This window comes from Candidatus Protochlamydia naegleriophila (assembly GCF_001499655.1).
GTDB lineage: Bacteria > Chlamydiota > Chlamydiia > Chlamydiales > Parachlamydiaceae > Protochlamydia > Protochlamydia naegleriophila.
The window spans coordinates 265,009-289,102 of the sequence record NZ_LN879502.1 but is presented as its reverse complement, the minus strand read 5'-3'; the positions used below and the strand labels follow the sequence as shown (position 1 = coordinate 289,102).

The window sequence follows — 24,094 nt, the reverse complement described above, 5'->3', positions numbered from 1 at the left end:
ATTGCATAATGCAAGTTCCTTTTTCTTTATCCAATTCTCCTCCCATTCTTCAGTTTCTTGAATCGAAAGACGAGTCAGTATTGAAGCTTGGAACTGATGAGCAAGGAAGAGTTTGTTTGCAACTAGCTCATAAAGGTCTTTGGACTTGGTTTTTGACTCGTATTTTAAAGCTAAAAAATTACCAGTTAGAGACAATCGTTCATTATATTCGCGATAATCGCACTGAATTTGACCAACTAGCCTTGCCAAGGAATAACAGAATTGACGATTTTTACCGTATCCTCAATGGTAAAATTGGACGCTATAACAGGGCCCATGTTAGGCAGACTCCCATTCAAGAGCTTTTTATCCGCCTCCATTCCCCTCTCATTTCGCTACCACCTTTAGAGAACGAGCAGCGCGTTCAAGAAAATGAAGAGCTGCCGCCTGCCGCTCCTTCTCCAACCGTCAGTCTTTCCTTACAACAAATATCTCCTTCCACGCCTGTTTTCCATCAGCAGAATCTGCTGCAATTTTACCTCAATCAGTATGCTCGACTTGAAGATTTAAAGGCGCACCTAGCAAGAGAGCCAGAAAATGGCCAGGTAGGGCAAAAGATCCTAGCAATCGAGAATAGTGATTTAAGCAATATTGAGGCTCTCTTAACTATTCGTCATGGGGTAAAACCCTCCCTCAATGCAATCGCTCAAGAATTAGGTAGCTCACTTGCCACGACTCGCGGCATATTAATCGGTCAAACCTATAAGCAAGCCGTACTCGATCATGCCCTGAAACTCGTTGAAATCTTAAAACCGCTTCAAGATCTTCCTGAGCCTTATCACGCCATTCTAGCAGAGCTGAAGCAGATACAGGCTCCCTTCACGTTAACCGATTTAGCAAACAGATTAGATGTGAGCCATCAGGACTTACTTGATCAACTCTTTCACCTGCTCGCAATTGCATGTAAAGACTCTTCTTTTGAGCGCTCTTTTTGCGACTATCAAGAGACATTAAATCGAGCCATTTGCGAGCGCCTGCACATCACTCATGAAGAGATGAGGCAATGGCTATTAGATCTTGAAAGCGAGACAAAATTAGAAGATCAGCTGAGTCGTTTAAGCCATGCAGCGATTCAATTGAATCAAGCCTTTCCAATCGATGAACTTCCATTATTTTTAAGGGAAGTAGAGGCTCATCTCGACCAGTTTAAGACTCCTTCTCAACTTATCAAGCTCCAGCAGATCCTATCTTATCTACATCAACATCCCACCATTTCTGATCAAACTGAAGAATGGAAACTTTCCATTCAAAATTCTATTGGCGCCATTTTGATGCAAATGAATCGTTCGCAACAAAAAACCTTAATGCAACTCGTTGATTATTGGGATGGATTAGAAAACATCCGTCAGCAGATCCCTCAGGCATTTTATTATCAAACGGCTCAATCTCCGTCTGCTGTCGATCTCACAACAGGCACCTTGACGAGTAAAGTCGCCTATTTACAATCTAGAGCCTTCCATCAAGCCGCTGTTTTAAACACGCACCTCGCGCGTTTGGAAAACATGACAAGCTTGAACGGCGATGATTTTGAAAACCTGCTACAAGACATCCTCCCCTCACTGCGAGAAGTCTTTATTCAAATTGTTACCCTTGAAGCGAAAGAAGACTATGTTCAACATCTATTGAGCGCAGTTGAAGAGGGAAATACACTAAGCACTCCTCTAAAACAACAACTCGAGAAGATTCTGGAACGAGATGGCTATGTTGGATATGATTATCGCAAACGCGTGCTAGCATTTAAGCGCAACCGTAGAATTCAGGGACGAAGCCAAGCCCTGAATTTCAATGTTGCCGAGCTTTTACAATCTGCCAGTTCAAGAAATCTGCTTAAGACATCAAGAGACACTATCAACGCTCAAAATGAAGCCTCTGAAACGGCTTCTGAGATTGCCATTGAAAATTATGCCACCTTGCTGGAAGGAACCAGGCGGGGGCTTAAATTAATGATTGCAAAATTGCAGAAAGTCTATGAAAGACAAGGCCTTCGCTTGGACGCTCTCGCAGAAAAAAAATCAATCAATCTCCCTTTTTACTATCATGCTACAGATCTAGAGGCGGCTCTCTCAATCATGCAAACAGGCATCGAAGCCGTGGAATCAACATCTGGATATGGCGCCTTCTTCTCGAGCCAGCCAGAATTTCGCTATAGCCATATCTGTCTTGGATTGCCCAAATCTGTGGAATTTTCAAGCGATGCACACACATTCATTAACAACCAGTCAGCTCCGGAAGTCATTACCGAAAAAACCGTTGTATGGGCGGGTCTGGAAAAATGGATTCCAATCCATCCCCAACTTGCGAAACTAAAGCAAGAACTCATGGATAGCTTGCAACTTGCCATGCGCGAGAGCTTCGAAGAAGCCGAACCACTGCTTGGCCGTGAACGAGTTTTGCAATTAAAACACCGCCTCTTAAAAAACTTTGAACAAAGCGCTTTTTTCAGGGCTGAGCAGTTGGGTAATGACACAATTCAATGGAATCTAAACTACCGCCATCTTGGAGTGAATAAAACACCTACAGGCGAAACGATCGTCATCAATAGCACAACCAAGTTCAAGGAATGGGCAAAAGAAATCATTAAGACCAGTTTCTCTCAACATCCACTGCCTAAAAACCTTCGCCTCTTGGACATGGTATTTAAAGAATCTCTTTTAAAAGCACTTGAGAAAGACGTTAAGAGACTCTATCAAACAAATCCCGAAAAAGAGGACTTTAGCCGGGAAGGCAAGTTAAATAAATCCACCTCCATTTCCATCATTGCGCCTGACGACGATGAAATTCTCAAAGACATTTATCGCCGCCGGCGTAAAAGTGAAAAGCGTACAAATGAGGCTGTCGAATATCATTCGATCAGCCAAGTCAAACAACGCTTTACCCAGGCTGGAATGGATGTAGATAACATCGATTTTATTCCTTTGACAGAACAGTTAATCGAAAAAGATTTACTAGATTCAATCGACACAACATTTCCTAAAGCCTGGATGGACCTTCCTCAAAGATAAGCCCTCTAATAGACATCACGCAAGTACCGCTTTTGCTGACGCAAGCATTTAATATAGTCTCTAGCCGCCTGCGCGTCTATTTTCCCATATTCTTGAATGACTGCTTGAATCGCAGCCTCAACATCTTTGGCCATGCGCTGCGCATCTCCGCAAACGTACAAATAGGCCCCCTCTTCCAGCCATCTAAAGAACTCTTCTCCATGCTCGAAGATCTTATGCTGAACATAAACCTTTTCAGCCTGATCTCTTGAGAAGGCTGCGTCCAAGCGCAAATGGCCATACTGCTCAAATGTACGCCAATCCTCTTCGTAAAAGAAATCATAGGCCCGGTTCCACTCTCCAAAAAACAGCCAATGCCTGCCTTTGGCACGACGGTGCAAAAGACGCTCTTGCAAAAAGGCGCGAAAAGGAGCAATTCCAGTACCAGGCCCGATCATCAGCATGGGAGCTTGCAAATCGTCTGGAAGCTTGAAGCCGTGTGAGGGCTGAATAAAAACGGGAACGGTTGGATCACCCAATTCAACCAACTCACATAAGTAGTGAGTGCAAACACCCCTTCTTTTATGGCCGTTAGATTCATACTCTAAAGGCGCGATCGTCAAATGCACCTCTTCGCCCACATATCTTTGTGAAGAGGAAATGGAATAGAAACGGGGCAAAAGAGGCATGAGTAAGTCGGCCAATTCTTGAGGGGTGAAATTCACTTCTACATGTGCCAATAAAAAATCCCAGACTTCATGGCAGGCAAGATACGCCTTCAAAGCCTCTCGATTCCCCTCTTCCAAAAGCTGCTCTAATTCATGCTTTTTGTCTGCATTCGTCTGTCTTGCCAAAACCTCTTTTAATAATTTTTGGCTAACATCTGTGATATTTCCTTTGGTCGAAAGAAAGCCAACAAAAGAGATGAGCTCTCCAGTTTGCTTCAACTGAATATGCTCTTGCCCCGTCGCCTTTGCAGCTTGGAGTGTTTTGTTTATAAGATCGGTAGCATGACGCGGAAATACGCCAATACTGTCCCCTACCTCATAAGTCAGTCCGGAGCCTCTGAGATTCAAGACCAGGTGTTGGGTATTTTTTTTAGATCCTGGCTTGGACAACACATAACGCTCTTTAATCGAAGCCAAAAAGGGATTTTGCTTATTGTATGCAACTGTCATCATATTAACGCTTAAGAGCCTCCCAATTTTCTGTGCTCGAAGCTGGCTCGTGGCGTCCACCCAAATAAGTGGTTAAAAAAGCCTCAGCCGCAGCAGCAAATTTTAAGCGATTTTCAGGCCTTGCAAAACCATGCCCTTCATCGGCAAAGAGTAAGTACTCGACTGGGAGGTTATTGTGCCGCATAGCTTGTACAATCTGATCGCTTTCTGCTTGTTTCACGCGCGGATCGTTGGCTCCCTGTGCAATCAGCAGGGGTTTTTTAATTTGGCTGGCTTTAAAAAGAGGAGAGCGCTCCCTTAATTGAGCCATATCTGTTTCCAAGCTCCCCAGCCTACGATTGATCTGAGACTTCAAAGGAATCCAGTAAGGAGGCAAGGTTTGCAAAAGGGTGATTAAGTTAGAGGGACCCACGATGTCGACACCGCAGCAAAACTCATCAGGAGTAAAGGTAAGGCCCACCAAAGTAGCGTAACCGCCATAACTTCCCCCATAAATGGCGACTTTTTGAGGATCGGCATAACCATGATTAATCATCCATTGCTTGCCGTCGAGCAAATCTGCGTGCATTTTATCGGCCCATTCACGATCACCAGCGTTTAGATAGCGCTTTCCATAACCGGTGGAACCTCTAAAGTTAATTTGCAAAATAGCATAACCGCGATTCGCCAACCATTGTACTGTTGAATTGAGTCCCCACGAATCCCTTGCCCAAGGTCCACCATGCACGAGCAAAATGGTTGGTAAAAGCTTCGCTGGGCGGTCTGATGGCAGTGTTAAGTAACCATATAATTTCATCCCATCTCGCGCATCAAAAGAAATAGGTGTCATCGGGCTAAGCGTATAGCTATCAAGAACCGGCTGCGTGCTGAATAAAAACTCTAATTTTTTTTGATCGCGGTTGTAAGTATAGAACTGAGTAGAGCGCACATCTGATAAAGACGCGACGACCCATTTTTGATTGGCTAAATCGCGGCTCGTTAATCTAAAAGATCCTTTCAAGGTTTGCGATAAAAACTCAAAGTCCCCCTTCAACTGCGGATCCAATACCAACCACTCATAGCGCTCCTTGTCGAATCCGACCGCTTCTAACGTATACTTGGTTGGATGAGTCATCACATCCGCCAAATCATATTGTCCATCTTCGATAATGAGCCGCTGCTCACCCGTTGTAGCATTGACGTGCAGCAAGCGAGCCGTGTCGCCCCCTAAACTTGAGACTAAATAAAATGACTGATTATCGGGAGCAAAGCCATCAACAGCCCCTCCGACTTCACTCGGATCCAATGTCAGCAATTCTTTCCAAGGAGCCTCTTTATTCTCTCTCACCCGGATCAGCATCGAACCATTCTCTGTATACGACTGTGCCAAACGAATGTGCATGTTGTGATCGGCGACCCAATGGAAAACGCCCCCTAAATTCTCTGTATCTAATTGAACTTGACCTGTCTGGAGGTTGAGACGGTAGATATCAAACAAGCTTGGATCGCGTAAATTCATTTGAATGAGCATTTCATTCGGAAAATGAACATCATAGTCAACAATATCTGCCTTTACTCCTTCATAAGGAGTGAGGTCCTTTGTTGCTCCAGTTTGGATATTGGTTTGATACAAATGCCAATTTTCATCTCCATCTTTATCTTGGATGTAGAGAATATGAGCCCCATCCAACTGCCACAAGAAGCTGCGAATGCCTCTTTTTTTGTCAGAAGTGATTTGCTTGTCTTTGTCACCGTTTGAATCTCTTAACCATACATTCAAAACATTTTGCGCATCGGGAGCCAAATAAGCCAAGTGTTTCCCATCAGGGGAGAGGCGCGGATTTGCTTTTTCAGGATTTCCAAATAACAGTTGCCTTGGAATCAAAGTCGTTCTCGTCTCTTTTTTCTCTACAGAGGAAAGGATTTGTGGAGTGCAAAGAGAAGAAGAAGCCATGCTAGAATACCCCATTAAACACATTAAAAATAAACATTTCCAAACAGCCATAACCTACACACAAGTAAAAGATATAATGAGCTAAATTTTAATCTCTTGATAGATTAAATGCAGCCATTTTATGCGCATCGATTCAGCTTCCCCATTCACGGACTCCACTCATAAAAGAAGAAATAGCACGCATTTACCAGACTATATCTCGACTTGGTATTAACTCCTTTTTGTATTATAAGCTCACCTTACGCACGCGATTCGGTGGCCACAAAAACGGCAACTTTCAACGTTTCTTCGGCATCCAAAGCGTAAAAACATTGGAAATGAAAGAGTTACAAATTTTTAAAGGTTAAGAGTTATGCGAGAATCTATTTTTTATTCTGCACTAAGAGCCCTCTTCGTGGCTTTTTGTGCTGTCATTGGCATTTGCTTTGGCATTTTGGCAACCGCCATTTTGCTCGGCGTCTTATCTTCTGGAACAAAAGACAATCAACTAACAACAGTCCATACTGAGGAAATTTTGCCTAATGCCAATGGCAAACGTGAGGTGCTCTCAAGCGAAGCTCCGGTCATTCTTCAAATCAACATCGATGGTATTATAGGGACAGAAGAGCTAAGCGCTCACACCGTTAAACAACAGCTAGTGGAATCGCGAGAAGGAGACTATAAAAACAATCGCGTGAAAGGCTTGCTACTCTATATTAATACGCCAGGCGGAACAGTCACCGACGCAGATGGAATCTACAATGCCGTCATCGATTACAAAAAGAAATATCAAGTTCCCGTTTATGCTTATGTCGACGGTTTGTGCGCATCGGGTGGTATGTACATTGCACTTGCAGCCGATAAAATTTTCGCAAGCGAAATTAGCTTGATCGGAAGCGTTGGCGTCATAGCTCCGACCTTCATGAATGTCACTAAACTACTCGATAAAATTGGGGTAGAAGCGCTAACAATCTCGGCCGGTAAAGACAAAGATGCAATGAATCCGCTTCGCCCTTGGAAACCAGGTGAAGAGGACAATTATAAACAAATCGTAGACTACTACTACAGCCACTTTGTTAATCTAGTCACCTCTAACCGCCCCGATATCTCTAAAGAAAAGCTCATCAAAGACTATGGTGCCCACATCTTCCCTGCCAATGAAGCCCTCGAAAGAGGATTCATCGATGTCAGCGGATCGTCCATCAGTGCTACCTTAAAAGAGCTTCTAAAAACGGTTGGAATCGAAGGCGATTACTACCAGGTTATCCGCTTAGAAAACAAAGGATGGTGGAAAAATCTATTTTCTAGCCAAGCCTCGTTAATGACAGGGACAATCAAACATGAGATGTCAGTCTCTCCAGCGGTCGATCTTCTCTTGCAAAATCGCTATCTCTACCTCTATTACCCTCAATAAAACGAGTCGCAGACAGGATTTAGAGCCTGTCTGCTTCTGCAACATTATAGCGCCTGCCACGATAAACCTGTCAATCGCTGCTATCAAACACAAATCTGCCTGCTCTTTTTACTCCCTGATCAAAAAAAATTTGCAAAAAAATATAGATAAGTTAATTTAGGCTGAAAAATAAGATTAAGTGGATTATGAAGTTCTGTTCCCTTTGCTTTTTCCTATTAACTTGCGCACCTTTTCTAGAAGCGAGTGAAAGCGGCTCTTCTAATAAACATCAAAGACTTCTGGCCGAATGGCTAGTTAATCAGTTAAGTCATAAATATCATCTGTCTCGAACAGGCCCTACCGGACCCACAGGAGCAATCGGACCACAAGGGCCGCAAGGGATTCCGGGAGCTGCTGGACTTCAAGGCCCACAAGGAGCCATAGGAGCAACTGGCGCAACAGGAGCCACAGGTCCAGTCTCGCTTTCATCATTTGCCTATATTTTCACGATTCTCACAGGAAATGTCCCTGTTGGTGAATCTTTATTGATTGGAGGTACAACTCCCGAAATAACTTCAGACTATGATTTTAATCCTCTAAGTGGCGATTTAACGGTTCTGACGGGTGGCACGTTTAAAATCAGCTACGGTGCAGCTGCAACCAACCTAAGTGAAATAGGTGTTGCCATCAATGGAGCCTTCCCTCAAGGAGCTGCCATCATAATTGATGGCACGAATTCACAATCCATGATCTCCGGATCATTTATTGCATCAGCACCTGACAATGCCACATTTAGAATACGCAGCGGATCTCCAGAAGGAACCGACTTGTCAGCACCTCCCAGCTCAGGCGCTGTAACAGCCTACCTTGAAATCACCCGCCTGCAGTGACATTTATTAAGCAATTTTAACCCTATTCTCTTTTCAGATCACCAAAACATAAATTGCACTATTTAAAAATTTGCTCAATAAGTTATAATCTAAAGAAACACGGACATTTCGTTCAGCTTAGAGGGCGTTTCGAGATTTTTGTAATATAAATCAACCCTCTTACATTTCCTTTCTTTTATTTAATCTTGTGACTCTTCATGGACAAACTTTATATTCTAGATGCTTCGGGCTACATTTATCGTTCTTATTTTGCCATTCGTCAAATGACGAACGCCAAAGGAGAATCTACCAATGCCTTATTCGGATTTATTCGCTCCGTTCTCAAGCTCATTAAAGACTTTAATCCCTCGCATCTAGTTGCCGTTTTTGATGGCCCCAATAATGCCCGTTCCAGAACAGAATTATATGCGGACTACAAGGCACATCGTAAAGAGATGCCCAAAGATCTGCTTTATCAAATCTTGTGGGCCCAGCAATTTTGCCAGCTCATGGGAATTCCAGAATTAATGGTTCCCAACGTGGAAGCCGATGATACGATGGGCAGTGTGGCGCAGTGGGCCGCCAATATGCAAGCCACAACTTATCTCTGCACAAGTGATAAAGACATGTGCCAGCTTGTAACCGATCGCATTTTAATTTTAAATACCTTCAAAGAGAATCTCATTCTGGCATCTGAAGACGTCAAAGAACAATTCGGTGTCAAACCGGAGCAGATGATCGACTTTTTAGCCATCATGGGTGACGCCTCCGATAACGTTCCTGGACTATCAGGATTTGGACCTAAAACAGCGGCTGATTTGCTAGAAAAATTTGGCACCCTAGATTATTTACTCGACCACCCGCACGAAGTATCGGGCAAGAAAAAGCAGGATACCTTGATTGCCGAGCGGGAAAAGGTTTTGCTTAGCAAAAAACTTGTGACCATCAATACGGCAGTCGATTTCCCCAAAGAAGCCGACTTTTTCAAACTCGCCACACCCTCTTGGCAGGCTTTAAAAGATTTTTATGGGACAATGAATTTTACCACTTTGATCCGCGAAATGGACATTCCTTCAGAGCCTGGAATCGATCTAACCGCGGTTGAAGAAGAGGTCTCTTATCTGCTCATCAACGATGAACAAAGCCTCGATGAACTCATTGCTTATTTGTCAGAGCAAAAAGAGATCTGCTTAGATACCGAAACAACCGATATCTCCCCTTTAAGAGCAGAACTTGTAGGCATTGGACTTGGAGTAGATCCCAAGAAGGCTTGGTATATTCCTGTAAATGGACAGCTGACTCAAGAAACCGTCTTAAGCAAGCTCAAGCCCTTATTAGAAAATCCTGCAATTGGCTTCTATGGGCACAATTTTAAGTACGACTATCATGTGTTAGCCAATTACGATATCTGCGTTGCCAATATTTGCTTCGATACCATTTTAGCCTCTTATGTACTGAATTCCCACAGCCGCCGGCACTCCCTAGACTACTTATCCCTCGACCTCTTTGACAAAGTCAAGATCCCCATCCAAGACTTGATCGGTAAAGGTAAAAGTCAGATCAGCATGAAAGAAGTTCCCTTAGACAAGGTCTGCAACTATTGCTGTGAAGATGTCGACTATACCATTCGAATCAAAGAGGCTTTAAGCTCTCAGCTGCAAGAGCGCTCCCTCTCTTCACTTTTATTCGATCTCGAGCTCCCCCTACTGCCGGTCTTGGCACATATGGAAAGGAAAGGAATCTTTGTCGACACAGCCTATCTCAAAGACTTGTCACACGATATTGGAGCAGAGATTCGAACTCTTGAAGAAGTCATTTATGATATGGCAGGCGAGCCCTTCAATCTCAATTCTCCTAAGCAGCTCAGCCAGATTTTATTCACCAAGCTAGGTATCAAACCTCCAAAGAAAACAGCCACCGGCCATTCAACGAATGCAGAGGTCCTGGAAAGCCTAAAAAATAATTATCCCATTGCCGGCAAATTGCTAGAGTACCGCACATTGGAAAAGCTGCGCTCAACTTATGTTGATACACTGCCACAGGAAGTCAATCTCAAAACTCAACGCATTCACTGCAATTTCAATCAATCAGTTGCAGCAACTGGGCGTCTAGCTTGTCAAGACCCCAACTTGCAAAATATTCCCGTTCGCACCGAAGTGGGACGTAAAATCAGAGAGGCCTTTCGCCCACAGAAAGAGGGGTGGAGCTACCTTGCAGCCGACTATTCCCAGATCGAACTCCGTTTGCTGGCCCACTTAAGCGAAGACCCGGCCTTGATCAACGCCTTTAGCATGAATGAAGACATTCATGCCTTTACCGCCTCCCTCATATTTAATGTTCCTTTGCAAGACGTATCAAAGGAGCAGCGTCATCAGGCTAAGGCAGTCAATTTTGGTATCATTTACGGCCAGCAAGCTTTTGGCCTGGCTCAAGAGCTCGGGATTGACAATAAAACCGCCGCCACCTTTATTCAGCTATACTTTCAGCGCTATAGTAAAGTTAAAGAATTTCTGGAGTTTTGCAAAGCATCGGCTCGTCAAACAGGCAAGGCTGTGACCATGATGGGCCGCGAGAGACTCCTTCCAGAGATTAAGAGCCAAAACGCCATGATTCGAGCAACAGCAGATCGCTTTGCCGTCAATACGCCCATACAGGGAACACAAGCTGATTTAATCAAGACAGCCATGCTTCAGATCCATCAGCAGCTCATGCAGGAGCACAACAAAGCTTACATGATTTTGCAGATTCATGATGAATTGATTTTTGAAGTACCGAATGAAGAATTGCACTCTGTTTCGCAGCTTGTTCGCACAACCATGGAAAACGTGATGCCGCTGAGAGTCCCCTTAGTCGTCGACATCCATATTGGCAAAAATTGGAAAGAATGTTAAAATTAAGAAAAGTAGCCATTACAGGCAGTCTTTCGTGTGGCAAATCGTCGGTTTGTCGTATCTTAAAAGAACTTGGGGCTTACGTCGTAAGCGCTGACGAAATCGTTCATCAATTATTGTCTTCTGATGCAAACGTTAGCCAACGGGTCGTTAAATTATTGGGAACAGGCATACTTGTTAACCAACAAATTGATCGATCTCGAGTTGCCCAGCGGGTCTTTCTAGACAATCAGCTGTTAAAGAGTTTAGAAGAGATTCTTCATCCAGCTGTATATGACGAAATAGAACAACAATATCAAAAACAACAGGATAAAAATCAATTCCCTCTCTTCATAGCTGAAATTCCCCTTTTATTTGAAAGTGACGGAGAAAAGCGGTTCGATGCGGTCATCGCCGTTGTGGCCAACGAAGATGCTTGTTTTGAGCGCTTTAATAAGGCTACTCACTACGATCGCAAAGAGTTTGACAAGAGGATGGCAGAGCAAATGCTCCCGATGGAAAAAGCCATTCGAGCCGATTACGTCATTATGAACAATGGAGCGATTTCTGATCTTCAGCAGCCGCTAAGAGAGTTATATCAAGAGTTAACAGAAGGCTAAGCATGTCTCTCAAAACTGAATTACCAACAAAACCAGGCTAATTGAGTTTTCAGAAATCTTCTTAGCAGATTTTTTAACTTAAAAAAATTCTCTAAGAGGGAGGCCTATCTGCGATCGTTTATCCATATCCTCTTCCTGCAATGGGTCGTAGGATCAATCAATTAACCTATTTACATTGGAGTCTTGCTTTTAATGGACCCAGAGAATACAGAGAATACACCCTTAGACACCTCGATGACATTTGAGGATAATGCATGTGATAAGCAAAATCCTGAACAGGCGACTCAAACAGCTGGTCAGGAGAGATCTCAACCAGAGATCATCACTAAAATTGCTGACATCCAACGGATGAATATTGATCAGCTTAACCAATATGGCAAAAAAATTGGACTCAAGCATCTTGGTTCTTTAACCAAGTCGCAGATGGTGTTTGAAATTGTTAAAGCGATCTCAGAAAATCCAAATGAAGTGCTCTATGGAGAAGGTGTACTTGAAATCCTACCAGACGGCTTTGGCTTCTTACGCTCTCCCAACTACAACTACCTCCCTTCTGCCGAAGATATCTATGTTTCACCAGCTCAGATCCGCCGTTTCGACTTAAAAAAAGGCGATACCCTATGCGGAACCATTCGTCCACCAAAGGACAAGGAAAAGTATTTTGCCTTGCTCAAAGTGGATAAAATTAACGGCCGCCCACCAGAAAAAGCCAAAGAACGCATTCTCTTTGAAAACTTAACTCCTCTCTATCCTAACGAAAGAATCGTGATGGAGACTACCAAAGAAAAATTGTCAACCCGTGTTCTAGATTTGGCAGCGCCTGTCGGTAAAGGGCAAAGGGGCCTCATCGTAGCACCTCCCCGATCTGGAAAAACGATTTTACTGCAGAATATTGCCAATGCCATTGCATGCAACAATCCTGAAATCGTCTTAATCGTTCTACTCATCGACGAGCGTCCTGAAGAAGTCACCGACATGCAACGCATTGTCAAAGGCGAAGTCATCTCTTCAACGTTTGATGAACCGCCAGAAAGACACGTCCAAGTCGCTGAAATGGCAATCGAAAAAGCACGCCGCTTAGTCGAGCATGGCAATGACGTTGTTATTCTTTTAGACTCTATCACTCGCTTGGCCAGGGCCTATAATACGATTCAGCCACATTCAGGTAAAATCCTGACTGGTGGTATCGATGCCAACGCCTTGCATAAACCTAAGCGTTTCTTCGGTGCAGCACGCAATATCGAACAAGGCGGCTCATTGACCATCATCGCAACAGCTTTGATTGACACCGGCTCGCGTATGGATGAGGTCATTTTCGAAGAATTCAAGGGTACTGGTAACATGGAACTCGTGCTCGATCGTCGCTTGGCTGATCGTCGCACTTATCCTGCTATCGACTTGATCAAGAGTGGTACGCGTAAAGAAGAGTTGCTCTATCATCCCAACGAGCTAGAGAAGATTTATCTTCTTCGTCAAGCCGTTGCCGATTTAGCTCCGGGCGACGCAATGAACCTGTTGATCAACCGTTTAAAGAAAACTGGTAGCAACGTCGAGTTCTTGCTCTCTATGAAAGACTAAAGTCTACGCTTAAAAGATAAAGTGACTTGCAGATTAATCGTCAGTCATTTTATCTTTTTTTTATTAACGAAATCCACCTGATTTAGGTGAACGAAGTTCGGAGTGATATGGGTAAAAAAGAGAGTTATGATCAGGGAGGATATTCTTTTCGTTTGCCCCTGATTGGATTATTGGTTGCTAGCACGATTGCAGGATGGTGGGCTTGGGAAAATAGCTCTACAGTAGCTGACTGGAAAGATCACCTTTTCCACTATGTCGATAATCAAGACATCGCTACGTTAGAATCGAAATATACGCCTGAGCAAATCATGAATGCTCATCGGCAAGAATTGCTGGGCAATGATAAAAAAACATTTCAAGAAACTATCTACAAATTCTATCCCTACCTTCTTTTTGACGTCAAATACACGGAAGATCAAAAAACACGCGAAGGGGTCGTTTTGTGGGGGTTGACTAACGGCGAAATTGTACTTAACACTGAAACGTGGGAAACAACCCATGGGTTTAAAGACTGCTTAGAATGCCAGGCATCGCGCAATGATTTTAAAATCATTCAAGCCTTATCTAAGCGGCAAGGCACATTGCCAATCGACGAGCTTCAACGCGAATTAAAAGTGGAACGAGAAGTCTTAGAGCCGTGGATTGAAAGCGCTAAGCAAAAACACCTCGTTGTTCAAAAAGGACAGGTCTTGCAGCTCCATTTTGAGAATCCACGCTTTTTAGTCGTACCTCAAACAAGGCTCAAACAGCATCTCGTTTCCAAACCTATCATCAATAGCCAAAAGGTTGCTAAGACTTATTCGCGCAGCCAAATCATTAATATGGCTCAAGCTGCATTTGGAAATGATTTTAAAATTAGGAACGAAAAAGAAATTTTTCTGCCGGTCTATCGTTTAGAAGTCCTGAATCCAGACGGCTCCATTTCAGCTTCTGAATGGAATGCTCTGTCAGGCCAACGCATCCAACCTTCTTACTTCTCTCAGCGCTAAAGGCTGGATAATGTGAATAAGAATCGCAGGTGATTCTTATTCACAGCCGCCCTACATGGCTTTACTCTCAGCCTCGCCAATCAGCCGCTCTTCTCAGAATAAGAATAAAGCCAACTTTCGCGAGTAATTTGCAATCAATCGCTCTCCGTGCTCATTATTTTTTCTATTACCCATAGCCCGGCCTCTAACACACTCACTTTATTTAAAGGTTAACAGAATATAAAACCGTTACCCTATGTGCTTGTTTGGACAATAGGAAGAATCAGATTCGATCGATTTCCATCCGGCAACCCGTGCATGGATGGCAGATGCTGTGAGGTGCCTTTAGGCCGATTGATTTTAAAGCCCACAGTGAGCGCTTAGCGAACTATTGGCAACGGAAAACAACTGATAGCTGGTATAAAATGCCACCAATGCTTTCTTATTCATTTTCAGGAGCATTTTATGGAAATCGCAGGGTCGACTTCCAAGTCTTTTATGAGTAAAAATAATCCCTTTCCAAAGCTTCATGAAACTTGTTTCTATTATCTTAAAAATGCTAAAAAAGTTTTTAAGAACTATCCACATAAGCAATAGACTATTTTTTGCAACAGGTTAAAGGAGTTTGAGCATGCCTGAAGAACTAAAAATCATTTGGATTCTAGCCATTGGCTTTGGAATCGCTTGTGCCTTTGGATTCATTGCGCAGCGGCTCAAACTCTCCCCCATCTTAGGTTATTTGCTAGCCGGTTATATCATCGGTCCCAATTTTCCAGGCTTTGTGGCCGATCCTGCCATGTCTGAACAGCTCGCCAATATCGGTGTCACTCTACTGATGTTTGCGGTTGGTCTCAACTTTAATTGGAAGGATTTGAGCGCTGTCAAGCAGCTCGCCCTGCCAGGTGCCATGATCCTCTCGGCTCTTTCGATCACAGCAGGGCTTTTGTACAGCATGTATTTGGGAGAGTCGGCACAAGCAGGCCTTGTCATTGGCTTGGCTATATGCGTATCCAGCACTGTTGTCATCGTACGCGTATTGGCAGACCAGCATCTCTTGCACACCCGTCAAGGACACATTGTGGTGGGGTGGACAATCGTTGAGGACTTAATCTCAGTCCTGGGTTTAATTCTTTTGCCAGCCTTTGTCTTGCCGGCCGGATTAAACACAAGCCCTGTTGCCAGCGTTATCTATTCCATCGCATTAGTCTTACTAAAAATGGCAGCCCTTGGATTTATTATCTACTTTATAGGCGAGAAGCTTATCGACAAGCTCCTCAAGTGCATTGCCAGAACGCGATCGCATGAACTATTTACCCTAGCTATTCTTTCCTGTGTATTTTTAATTGCCGTTGGAAGCTCCGCCATATTTGGGGTCTCGCTAGCCCTCGGAGCCTTCATTGCCGGAACAGTCGTTGGAAAAACAGATATGAGCCATCAAGCAGCAGCCAATGCTCTGCCTATGCGCGATGCCTTCGCTGTCATTTTCTTTTTATCTGTCGGGATGTTGTTTAATCCCATAGCAGTCGGCAACAATCTCCCTTTATTTTTTGGAATTTTGACCATTCTCCTCATCCTCCGCCCATTAGCAGCTTTCACCATTATCAAACTCGCTAATTATCCCAATACAGTGGCTTTTACAGTCGCCCTTGCCATTGGGCAGATTGGTGAATATTCATTTATTTTAGCCGAAGAGGGAAGCCAACTTGGTATCTTGCCTGAAAATGCCTACGATATTCTAGTAGCCTGTGCATTCATTAGTATTGCCCTAAACCCTCTTCTATTCCAACTTTTCAAGCCTTTGACAATCAAAAGGTGGAAGCAAAAGGGCTCGCAAGAAAAGAGCCCGGCGCAAAGCCAAACCCTTAAAGCTCTTTACGAAGAAGAAGAAGCACTAGAATCGTTCATGCCAAAGGTCGTCGTCATTGGCTATGGCCCCATGGGTCAAATGGCTGCCAATTATTTATTGGGGAAGAATTATAATGTCACCGTCATCGACCAAAACATCGATACGATTTCAGCTTTGAAAGAGAGTAAAATCGAGGCCATCTTCGGCGATGCCAGCCAGTTTCAAATTTTAGAACGGGCCAACTTAGAGAAAGTGCGCTTGCTTGTCATTACAACACCCGATTTTCAAGTGACTCAATCCATCATTCAAGCAGCTAAGCAAACAAATCCATTCGTTAAAATCATTGCTCGCTCGCACTTTAAATCTGATCTCCATCATGATCGATTTGGAGACATTCCCATCGTCTGTGATGAAGAAGCTTCGGCCGAAAAAATGGTCAATCTCATTAAGTCTCAATTAGACCATCTGAATAAAGACGCTCTCTCTTGAATGACTAAAAAAAAGCCCCTCATTCGATGAATGAAGGGCTAAGAATATCAATTCGATGAGCTACAGGTTTTGCGCAATCGCAGACTCTCGCAAAATCTAGTAGGCTGCAAGAGCCTCGATTAAAACTCAGGCTCTTTTTCTGCCAACCGGTCCGTCATCTCTTCCACTAAAGCCTGCAACCCTTCGCCATAAGCAGCTGAAATCTTGAAAAGGGTGTTAGGAGGGAGCTGATACGTACGATTAAACTCCTCGATATTAGCTTGCGATTCTTCCGTATCGATCTTATTAAGAGCAACCAAATAGGGTCTTTCGAGCAGTTCCGGATTATAAGCACCTATTTCTTCGCGAAGAACGCGAAAATCGCTCGAAGGCGTACGGCCATCGATGCCGGAGGCATCCAGGATGAAAATCAACAGCTTCGTTCTTTCGATGTGGCGCAAAAACTCGAGACCTAAGCCACGGTTGCTGCTTGCTCCTTCAATAATGCCTGGAATGTCAGCAATATAGACCCGCTTGTAATTATCGAGTTCGATGAAGCCCAAATTCGGTTGAAGGGTCGTAAAAGGATAGGCTGCTACCTTAACGCGCAGGCCTGCCAAAGAAGAAATGAGAGTCGATTTTCCAGCATTGGGAAAGCCCACCAAGCCCACATCGGCGATCAATTTCAGCTCGAGCTCGACGTGATGCGTTTGGCCATACGTTCCTTCTGTGCAAACATTGGGCGCTTGGTGAGTCGGCGTCTTAAAACTATCGTTGCCTCGTCCCCCTCGCCCGCCTTTACAAAGAACGAAACGCTCTTTATCGTTCACGAAATCGTAAAGAATTTCACCCGTACGCGAATCTTTGACCAATGTCCCGCAAGGAACTTTTAAGATGAGATCGGTACCATTACGGCCCTGACGGCAATTACCTCCACCATCTCCTCCATTTTGAGCCTTCAAAATGCGGCGATGACGGAACCAATCTAATGAACCAATCTGGGTATCTGCCTCTAAAATGACCGATCCCCCTTTGCCTCCATTACCCCCCGACGGACCACCCTTAGGGATAAATTTTTCTCTACGCCAAGCGACGACGCCATTGCCGCCTTTGCCCGCAACAAATTCAATGACTACGCGATCAACAAACATAATCCTCTTGGATGACTAAAACTAAACTTAATTGATAAGGAAGAAGGGAATCAGACAGTTTTGAATTCGGCTGAAGCCGAACTCAAAACGAAAAAGTTGAAAGTCGCTTAAGCGCCTGTTTCAATAGAAATGTAGGTCTTATTAGACTTACGGAAAGCAACAACTCCGTCTGCTAAAGCAAAAAGAGTATCATCTGTTCCACGACCAACATTCTTAGCTGGATGCCATTTTGTTCCTCGTTGTCTAACGAGGATGCTTCCTGCTCTAACGACTTCCCCTGATCCTACTTTTATTCCCAAACGCTTTGAGTGGGAATCACGTCCGTTACGGGTTGAACCCTGACCTTTCTTATGAGCCATGCTTTCCTTCCTTTCCTTGGCGCTTGCTTCCGATACCTGTTATTCTAACACGTGTATACTTTTGGCGATGGCCCCACTTGCGGCATTGGTTATGACTTGGCTTATACTTCAAGCTCGTGATCTTCTCACCTTTAACTTCGCCCAATACTTCGCCGTAAACGAGGAAATTGGCAATGCTAGGATTACCAACTTGAGTCTTTGCGCCGTCAAAAGCAAACAAGACCTGTCCGAATTCGACTTGAGCGCCTGCTTCGGCTTGAAGCAGTTCAAAATCGACTATGTCTCCTTCTTGGACGCGATACTGCTTTCCACCTGTCTTAATAATGGCGTACATTGTGAACCTCTTAACAATAAATAATCAGTCTTTTGATGTTTAAAAAATCAATAGAAAAACAAAGTTTACCCTAACCACCGTTTGAAATCAATCAGAAAAATGCACTTTCTTAAATTCCAATGTAGCCAATCTAAATAGACTCCTCTTTGCCTAATTCTTCTACCAATAGGTTATTTTCAAAGCAGGCAAAAAAAAGGGGAAAAGATAAAGAAGTTGACAAGCCGAGCGGGAGTTAAAGAAAGGATGGCCAGAACTGGAATCGAACCAGCGACACAAGGATTTTCAGTCCTCTGCTCTACCGACTGAGCTATCTGGCCAAACTTAAAGTGAGTACTTTATTTCATGTCTACTTTTTGTGCAATCACTTTGTTCAATATTTTTGCTTCTAGGGTTCATTTATCGCTCACAAGACTTATGAGCCCTATTTTTTTATTTTCTTTTTTCCAAAGTATGAAGCAAAATCATGTCTTTAACGACATTTACAGCTTCTTGCATTTGCAAATCGTCAACGCCAAACGTCTTGGCTTTTTTCCCCGAAAGCCACTCGCTTTCCTCATCCTGATCTTGCGCCTCTCCTTCTGGAAGCTTGCCTTTTAAGAACAATTGATAATTCTTATTGTGAGCCATGCGGTATTCGCTATTTTTGCTGAGCGTCGGCACAAGCTCCCGCCATACATTGGTACGATGCTGAATCGAGGGAATATAGTATTTTAGATACCAGGCTTTGACATCAGGTGCTACATCGCTCAAATTATCATCATAAGCCTCTGGAATGGTATCCGAATCGGGCGAGTCTGCATAAGCTTCCCCAATATCCTCTTTGCTCCAACGGCCTGGCGCCACAATGTCAGCCTTGACCCCTTGCTTTTGAGGCGTCTTGCCAGAAACGGTATAATACTTGCCAACTGTGACCTTGAAATAGGAAGTGCTTTGATTATCGGTCACGGTTTGCGTCTGAATAGTCCCCTTGCCATAGGTATGCTCATCACCCACAACGAGCGCCACACCATAGTCTTGTAAAGCTTGAGCCACAATCTCGGCAGCAGAAGCAGTAGCCTTGGATGTCAAGACGACGAGAGGGCCATCATAGGCTATCTTTCCATCTACATCGCGATAAAACCTTTCATCTCCGCTTGAGTACTTTGAAATGACGATGACACCATTGGTGATGAAAAGCCCGGCAACTTTGACTGCTTGCGATAAAAATCCTCCGCTATTGTCGCGCAAATCCAAGATGAGCCCTCGTAAATTCCCCTTTTTCTCAAGGCTTTGAATGGCATCGCGCACATCTTTTTCACTCGAAACACCATCGCCCTGATAGAAAGAATGCAGGGTGATTTTGCCGATGATGCCATTGCCAAATGTTTCAAAACTCGCATCGACCCGGTCATTGTTGAGAATGATTTCTTCGCGCGTGAGTCGCACAGTAAAAATATTTTCTGGCTGCTCCCCTTTAGCCTGGCGCTTAAATAAGAGCTTCACCTGCGCTTGTTTTGATCCATGCAACATTTTCATCACCCGGTCAAAGGGATAGTCCAAAATAGACGTTCCGTCGACCTCGAGCAAAATATCACCCGGTTGAATCAAGCCGCTTTTGGCAGCCGGCCCACTCTCTAGCATGCGAGCGACTTCAATTTTATCTCCTTTATCCCGCAAAACGAGCCCAATTCCTTGAAATTCCTTTTGTAGGCGCACGCGCATATCGTACGCTTCATTGGATTGATAAAAAGTAGTGTGAGAATCCAAACTGCTAGCAAGCGCCTTTAAAACGTGAATCGTAAATAAATTTTCCTGCTCAGCGGCTGGCAAAACATTGCCCTTATCACCTTGATAGAGGTATTGATTTTCAAATTCGTTCAGGCGGGTATCGTAAGAATGCAACACAAACTCTTTCTTTTGAGCCGTCGACAACTCTCCATAGCGCTGCTTATAAGAAACAATGAAGCTCTCCAGGCTCTCTAAAATCCGTTTTTTCAACTCGTTCTCATCGCGCGCAAAAGGTCTTTCAGCCTTAGCATCGCTCCCATTGGATGTTGCGTTGTCCAAATGAAAAAGAGCTTCTTTGTCATGCGTTTCAATCTCTTTGCGCAGTTTTCTTGAACGCTCGATGGCTTTTTGAAAGAGTTGATTGAGCTGCTTAAAAACAGTGAAATCATTGCGCTGATATTGCTCAACATACTGATTCAGTTGAGCATCTGTAAGATGGGCATAGGGAGCTATCTCACTTTCTAACAAATAGATTCGCAGCGGATCAAACTGATTGATAAAAATAGCAACTGCGCTTTGTAAAATTTTTCCCGACATTACGCGCTTTTCGACATGCTGGCTCAAAATCTGATTCATGATGCGATCAACATCGCTCGATTTAAGTAAATCCTGCTCATGGGCGTTAAGCGTAACACCCCCAATCATCCCTGCAAAAATTAAAGTTGTCAGCCAATTCGTCTTCATAAAAATGAGCTCCTTTCTCGGTGAATCTGTCAAAATAGTCTTTGACTATTAAAACGACAATCCTTTTTTGAAGAGCTTTTCCAGCCCCCTAAACTCCAATGGCCAACAAAAACTTAAGCCACACACAACGCACTAATAGACCTACTCATAGCATTACAGCATTCCATGAATTGTACCCTGATTTTGAACCTTAAAACCTCAATACTATGCAAGATAACCCTAAGTAAGGTATGACTTTATCCATTAATCCAAGAGCTTCACATGTGACTGATTGGTGGATAAAATAATCTCAAGACACTCTTATTCAATTTCTGCATAAGACTGAATTAAGTCAGCCTTTATTTTAATTAGCCGAAGCCTCCCCATTACTCGATTTATCAATTTCCAAAAAAGAAAAGAAAAGAAAAGACAATCTATCTATTAAATAGTGTTATCAACAGTATTTTTAATCAACCCCCAAAAAAACACTATTAAAGGTTTTAATAATTCGAACAGGTAATAAAACAACGTTAATTTCTTACAATTAATTACTGTTTTTGCAACAATCAACAAATGGATGAAAAATATTGCTCTCTTATGAGGATAGATATCCATATCTACCAATAATCGATGGCAAGTACTATACTCGCTTCTCGAATTAATATTATGGAATAACAAGTGAGGTCAGATGCCTTTAGATTCGCTTTCTTTTTACCCCTCCTCTTCTTTTGCCGACTATATTATCAATCCTTGGCTCCCCATTCCAAATGAATCTGAATATGATGAACCGCGAATAAAGCCACATGACAAAAAAGAGTGTTATACTTGTTGGAATGATTTGGATTATTCCAAAGATGGAGACGAATTGGTCGTCGAGCACGAAGAAGATGGGCACAAACATCCCGTTCACCTGAAATGCCTGCAAACTTGGATCGAAACTTCACACAATTATCATTGCTCCTACTGCAAACATCCAATCGATCCGGACTCTGTTTCTTCCTTGATCAATAAAGAAAGAGGAATCATGGCAAAGATCGAATATATGGGCTTGAAGATGGGAGTTGGCGCTTTTGTAGTAACGGCGGCGCTCGCACAGCAACCGGCAGCACATAGAGGCGATTATCCTTTTACTTATAACAATAGCGCAATCTTGATCGCGATAGGATCACTAGCAGCCACTTTGATCCCCTTTAATCCCCATGAATTGCAGCTATCAGAGAGAATCCAGCGCATCTTCAGAAGAAATTAAAAAGACTCGAGCGAGCTTTAACAAAACATAAGAGCTGATGATGCAGGGGTAAAACCAACTTTCGTAAGGTAATTGGCATCAGTGTTATGCTTCAAGGAGATGCCAAATTGAAGCACCTCTTAGATGGCTTTAGGAGATCTAAATAACACAGGGTTCCGGTGCATCTGCGATCACCCGTTCTATCTCAATGCAGATCATGAAATCTTCATCATAAAGAAGCCTTTAAGAAGCCTTTCTTTAAATAGAATGAAGTTAATGAAGATGAAATCCTAAATAAAAAGATCTTAAAGAATCCAGGTAGCATTAGAAATCAAGAATCGGCTATTTTAGTATCAAACCATTAAGCGCCATTTCGTTCATGATTCAAAAACAAGACCATTTTGCCTTAGAAAACTTTGAGGGACCTCTCGAGTTTTTGCTTTCTCTTATCCAGAAAGACGAAATCAACATCTACGATGTCTCTATCCAAGAACTCACCCAACAGTTTTTGGAAAAATTAAGCGAATGGCAAGCCCATTACCTTGAAAAAGGGGCCGAGTTTGTCGGAACAGCCGCCTACCTCGTCTGGTTAAAAAGCAAAATGCTTCTGCCCAAGCAAGAACAGATGGAAGATGAAGAAATCCAAGAAGAAGATCCTCATTTTGAAATCATCCACCATCTACTGGACTACTGCCGCTTCAAACAAGCCGCCAAAGATTTAGCCATCCGTCAAGAGCAGCAACAAGCCTGTTATTTTCGCGGAACAAACGCACCTGAATGGAAAAAACCTTTAGGCCTCAATGACGTTTCACTAGAAGAGCTCTCCTCACTATTTCAAGAAATGATGAAAAGATCGGAACAATCGAAAGGACAGATTCAAGAAGAGAGCTGGCGCGTTAGCGATAAAATTCGCTCCATTCGCCATCTCTTCCAATCGCAAGACTCATTCACTTTTGAAAGCCTTTTTTCACCCGACAAGCCTCGGTTAGAACTCGTCGTCATTTTTTTAGCCGTTTTAGAATTGATGAAATTGGGATTGGCGGGTGTCGGAAAAGACGCCACCTCTTCTCAACTTATCATCTATGCCAAACAAGAAGGTCTCTCATGACAAAAGAATTGAATTTTTTTCAAACCGAAGTGGAATTTAAAACTGAGATTTCCGAAGAACCTATCTTGAATAATTCCTCAAACACCAGCATCCAGGTAGAAGAGGGACCAGCTAATGAGCATTCTATACCGTTAGATGATACCCAGCCGATCAAAGAAGAAGAGGATGAGTTCGATGAAGCACCCTCGGCTCAAATTGATCAACAGATGCAGCAAACAATCAAAAAAGTGATTGAAGCCTTGCTTTTTACCAGCCCCGAGCCCCTTTCGCTTGCCAAAATACGAGAAATTACAGACACACTTTATCCTTTAAGACCCAGGCAACTGCGCCAGCTCATCGACTCGTTACGGCAAGACTACATCGCCCATCAGCGCGCCTTCAAATTAGAAGAGATTGCTCAAGGATACGCTTTGCGCACGCATGAAGAATATGCCCCTTATTTAGATATACTACACCGACAACGCCGCAGCGAGAAAATCTCTTACGCCGCAACTGAAGTCCTGGCCATCATTGCCTATAGGCAACCCATCACCCGTCCTCAAATCGACGCCATCCGCGGAGTCGACTCCTCAGGAACAGTCGTGCAGCTCATAGAAAGGCAGCTGATCGAACCAGTCGGCAAATTGGAAGCCCCCGGTCGCCCAACTCTTTATGCCACTACCAAAGAATTCTTGAAGCATTTTGGTTTAAAAGATCTGAAAGAGCTTGCCAATCAATTCGGCAACAACAAAAACTAATTTTTTAATTAAGCTATCGCATTTCAGA

Annotated in this window: 17 protein-coding genes and 1 tRNA gene; 11 read left to right on the top strand and 7 right to left on the bottom strand. The window is 43.5% G+C overall.

Annotated elements, in window-relative coordinates:
- Positions 1-8: 8 nt before the first annotated feature.
- Positions 9-3,041, top strand: a complete 3,033-nt coding sequence (locus tag PNK_RS01150) for a hypothetical protein (RefSeq protein ID WP_059059778.1) — start codon at positions 9-11, stop codon at positions 3,039-3,041.
- Positions 3,042-3,046: 5 nt separating this feature from the next.
- Here PNK_RS01150 and PNK_RS01145 read toward each other — a convergent pair whose 3' ends face one another.
- Together PNK_RS01145 and PNK_RS01140 are read right to left on the bottom strand one after the other, a co-directional pair.
- A complete protein-coding gene (locus PNK_RS01145; protein ID WP_059059776.1) occupies positions 3,047-4,201 on the bottom strand; it encodes a ferredoxin reductase domain-containing protein in 1,155 nt (384 codons plus the stop codon).
- A 1-nt stretch (position 4,202) separates the two neighbouring features.
- Positions 4,203-6,131 (bottom strand): S9 family peptidase, encoded by a 1,929-nt coding sequence (locus PNK_RS01140; RefSeq protein WP_059059774.1) that lies wholly within the window; start codon positions 6,129-6,131, stop codon positions 4,203-4,205.
- Positions 6,132-6,483: 352 nt separating this feature from the next.
- Here PNK_RS01140 and PNK_RS01135 point away from each other — a divergent pair, with 352 nt between their 5' ends.
- The 7 genes from PNK_RS01135 (at position 6,484) to PNK_RS01105 (ending at position 16,740) form a co-directional block, all read left to right on the top strand.
- Positions 6,484-7,524: a S49 family peptidase gene (locus PNK_RS01135; protein WP_059059772.1), complete on the top strand. Its 1,041-nt coding sequence runs from the start codon at positions 6,484-6,486 to the stop codon at positions 7,522-7,524.
- 185 nt (positions 7,525-7,709) lie between these two features.
- Positions 7,710-8,393, top strand: coding sequence for a collagen-like protein (locus PNK_RS13845; RefSeq protein WP_059059770.1), 684 nt, complete (start codon positions 7,710-7,712; stop codon positions 8,391-8,393).
- A gap of 197 nt (positions 8,394-8,590) precedes the next feature.
- Positions 8,591-11,263, top strand: coding sequence for a DNA polymerase I (polA, locus tag PNK_RS01125; protein WP_059059767.1), 2,673 nt, complete (start codon positions 8,591-8,593; stop codon positions 11,261-11,263).
- On the top strand, positions 11,257-11,862 hold the full coding sequence (gene coaE / locus PNK_RS01120) for a dephospho-CoA kinase (protein ID WP_032124871.1): 606 nt from the start codon (positions 11,257-11,259) through the stop codon (positions 11,860-11,862). Before polA ends, coaE begins: the two co-directional genes overlap by 7 nt.
- Positions 11,863-12,054: 192 nt before the next feature.
- Positions 12,055-13,437, top strand: coding sequence for a transcription termination factor Rho (gene rho, locus PNK_RS01115; RefSeq protein ID WP_032124870.1), 1,383 nt, complete (start codon positions 12,055-12,057; stop codon positions 13,435-13,437).
- 107 nt (positions 13,438-13,544) lie between these two features.
- Positions 13,545-14,426: a hypothetical protein gene (locus tag PNK_RS01110; RefSeq protein ID WP_231909266.1), complete on the top strand. Its 882-nt coding sequence runs from the start codon at positions 13,545-13,547 to the stop codon at positions 14,424-14,426.
- A gap of 610 nt (positions 14,427-15,036) precedes the next feature.
- Positions 15,037-16,740: a cation:proton antiporter gene (locus PNK_RS01105; RefSeq protein WP_059059765.1), complete on the top strand. Its 1,704-nt coding sequence runs from the start codon at positions 15,037-15,039 to the stop codon at positions 16,738-16,740.
- Between the two features lie 119 nt (positions 16,741-16,859).
- Here the strand turns inward: PNK_RS01105 and obgE are convergent, their stop codons facing one another.
- The 5 genes from obgE to tsp all read right to left on the bottom strand — a co-directional run bounded on the left by obgE (position 16,860) and on the right by tsp (position 21,014).
- Positions 16,860-17,870 carry a GTPase ObgE gene (gene obgE / locus PNK_RS01100; RefSeq protein ID WP_032124868.1) on the bottom strand — a complete coding sequence of 337 codons (1,011 nt, stop codon included), beginning with the start codon at positions 17,868-17,870 and terminating at the stop codon, positions 16,860-16,862.
- 107 nt (positions 17,871-17,977) lie between these two features.
- A complete protein-coding gene (rpmA, locus tag PNK_RS01095) occupies positions 17,978-18,229 on the bottom strand; it encodes a 50S ribosomal protein L27 (protein WP_011174768.1) in 252 nt (83 codons plus the stop codon).
- Positions 18,219-18,563 carry a 50S ribosomal protein L21 gene (rplU, locus tag PNK_RS01090; RefSeq protein ID WP_032124867.1) on the bottom strand — a complete coding sequence of 115 codons (345 nt, stop codon included), beginning with the start codon at positions 18,561-18,563 and terminating at the stop codon, positions 18,219-18,221. Before rplU ends, rpmA begins: the two co-directional genes overlap by 11 nt.
- 244 nt (positions 18,564-18,807) lie before the next feature.
- Positions 18,808-18,880, bottom strand: a tRNA-Phe gene (locus PNK_RS01085).
- A gap of 112 nt (positions 18,881-18,992) precedes the next feature.
- Entirely contained in the window at positions 18,993-21,014 is a 2,022-nt protein-coding gene (gene tsp / locus PNK_RS01080) for a tail-specific protease Tsp (RefSeq protein ID WP_059059762.1), read from the bottom strand.
- A 667-nt stretch (positions 21,015-21,681) separates the two neighbouring features.
- Here tsp and PNK_RS01075 point away from each other — a divergent pair.
- From PNK_RS01075 to scpB, 3 genes are all read left to right on the top strand, one after another.
- Complete coding sequence (locus PNK_RS01075; RefSeq protein ID WP_059059761.1) at positions 21,682-22,242, top strand: RING finger protein; 561 nt, start codon at positions 21,682-21,684, stop codon at positions 22,240-22,242.
- 358 nt (positions 22,243-22,600) lie between these two features.
- Entirely contained in the window at positions 22,601-23,329 is a 729-nt protein-coding gene (locus tag PNK_RS01070; protein ID WP_059059758.1) for a segregation and condensation protein A, read from the top strand.
- Complete coding sequence (gene scpB, locus PNK_RS01065; protein ID WP_051981829.1) at positions 23,326-24,066, top strand: SMC-Scp complex subunit ScpB; 741 nt, start codon at positions 23,326-23,328, stop codon at positions 24,064-24,066. The genes PNK_RS01070 and scpB overlap by 4 nt, the downstream gene beginning before the upstream one ends.
- Positions 24,067-24,094 lie beyond the last annotated feature (28 nt).

What these genes read in the sequence shown, in the direction of transcription:
- PNK_RS01150 (WP_059059778.1), top strand. Translation starts at nt 9, where the DNA reads ATGCAAGTTCCTTTTTCTTTATCCAATTCTCCTCCCATTCTTCAGTTT.
- PNK_RS01145 (WP_059059776.1), bottom strand. Translation starts at nt 4,201, where the DNA reads ATGATGACAGTTGCATACAATAAGCAAAATCCCTTTTTGGCTTCGATT.
- PNK_RS01140 (WP_059059774.1), bottom strand. Translation starts at nt 6,131, where the DNA reads ATGGCTTCTTCTTCTCTTTGCACTCCACAAATCCTTTCCTCTGTAGAG.
- PNK_RS01135 (WP_059059772.1), top strand. Translation starts at nt 6,484, where the DNA reads ATGCGAGAATCTATTTTTTATTCTGCACTAAGAGCCCTCTTCGTGGCT.
- PNK_RS13845 (WP_059059770.1), top strand. Translation starts at nt 7,710, where the DNA reads ATGAAGTTCTGTTCCCTTTGCTTTTTCCTATTAACTTGCGCACCTTTT.
- polA (WP_059059767.1), top strand. Translation starts at nt 8,591, where the DNA reads ATGGACAAACTTTATATTCTAGATGCTTCGGGCTACATTTATCGTTCT.
- coaE (WP_032124871.1), top strand. Translation starts at nt 11,257, where the DNA reads ATGTTAAAATTAAGAAAAGTAGCCATTACAGGCAGTCTTTCGTGTGGC.
- rho (WP_032124870.1), top strand. Translation starts at nt 12,055, where the DNA reads ATGGACCCAGAGAATACAGAGAATACACCCTTAGACACCTCGATGACA.
- PNK_RS01110 (WP_231909266.1), top strand. Translation starts at nt 13,545, where the DNA reads ATGGGTAAAAAAGAGAGTTATGATCAGGGAGGATATTCTTTTCGTTTG.
- PNK_RS01105 (WP_059059765.1), top strand. Translation starts at nt 15,037, where the DNA reads ATGCCTGAAGAACTAAAAATCATTTGGATTCTAGCCATTGGCTTTGGA.
- obgE (WP_032124868.1), bottom strand. Translation starts at nt 17,870, where the DNA reads ATGTTTGTTGATCGCGTAGTCATTGAATTTGTTGCGGGCAAAGGCGGC.
- rpmA (WP_011174768.1), bottom strand. Translation starts at nt 18,229, where the DNA reads ATGGCTCATAAGAAAGGTCAGGGTTCAACCCGTAACGGACGTGATTCC.
- rplU (WP_032124867.1), bottom strand. Translation starts at nt 18,563, where the DNA reads ATGTACGCCATTATTAAGACAGGTGGAAAGCAGTATCGCGTCCAAGAA.
- tsp (WP_059059762.1), bottom strand. Translation starts at nt 21,014, where the DNA reads ATGAAGACGAATTGGCTGACAACTTTAATTTTTGCAGGGATGATTGGG.
- PNK_RS01075 (WP_059059761.1), top strand. Translation starts at nt 21,682, where the DNA reads ATGCCTTTAGATTCGCTTTCTTTTTACCCCTCCTCTTCTTTTGCCGAC.
- PNK_RS01070 (WP_059059758.1), top strand. Translation starts at nt 22,601, where the DNA reads ATGATTCAAAAACAAGACCATTTTGCCTTAGAAAACTTTGAGGGACCT.
- scpB (WP_051981829.1), top strand. Translation starts at nt 23,326, where the DNA reads ATGACAAAAGAATTGAATTTTTTTCAAACCGAAGTGGAATTTAAAACT.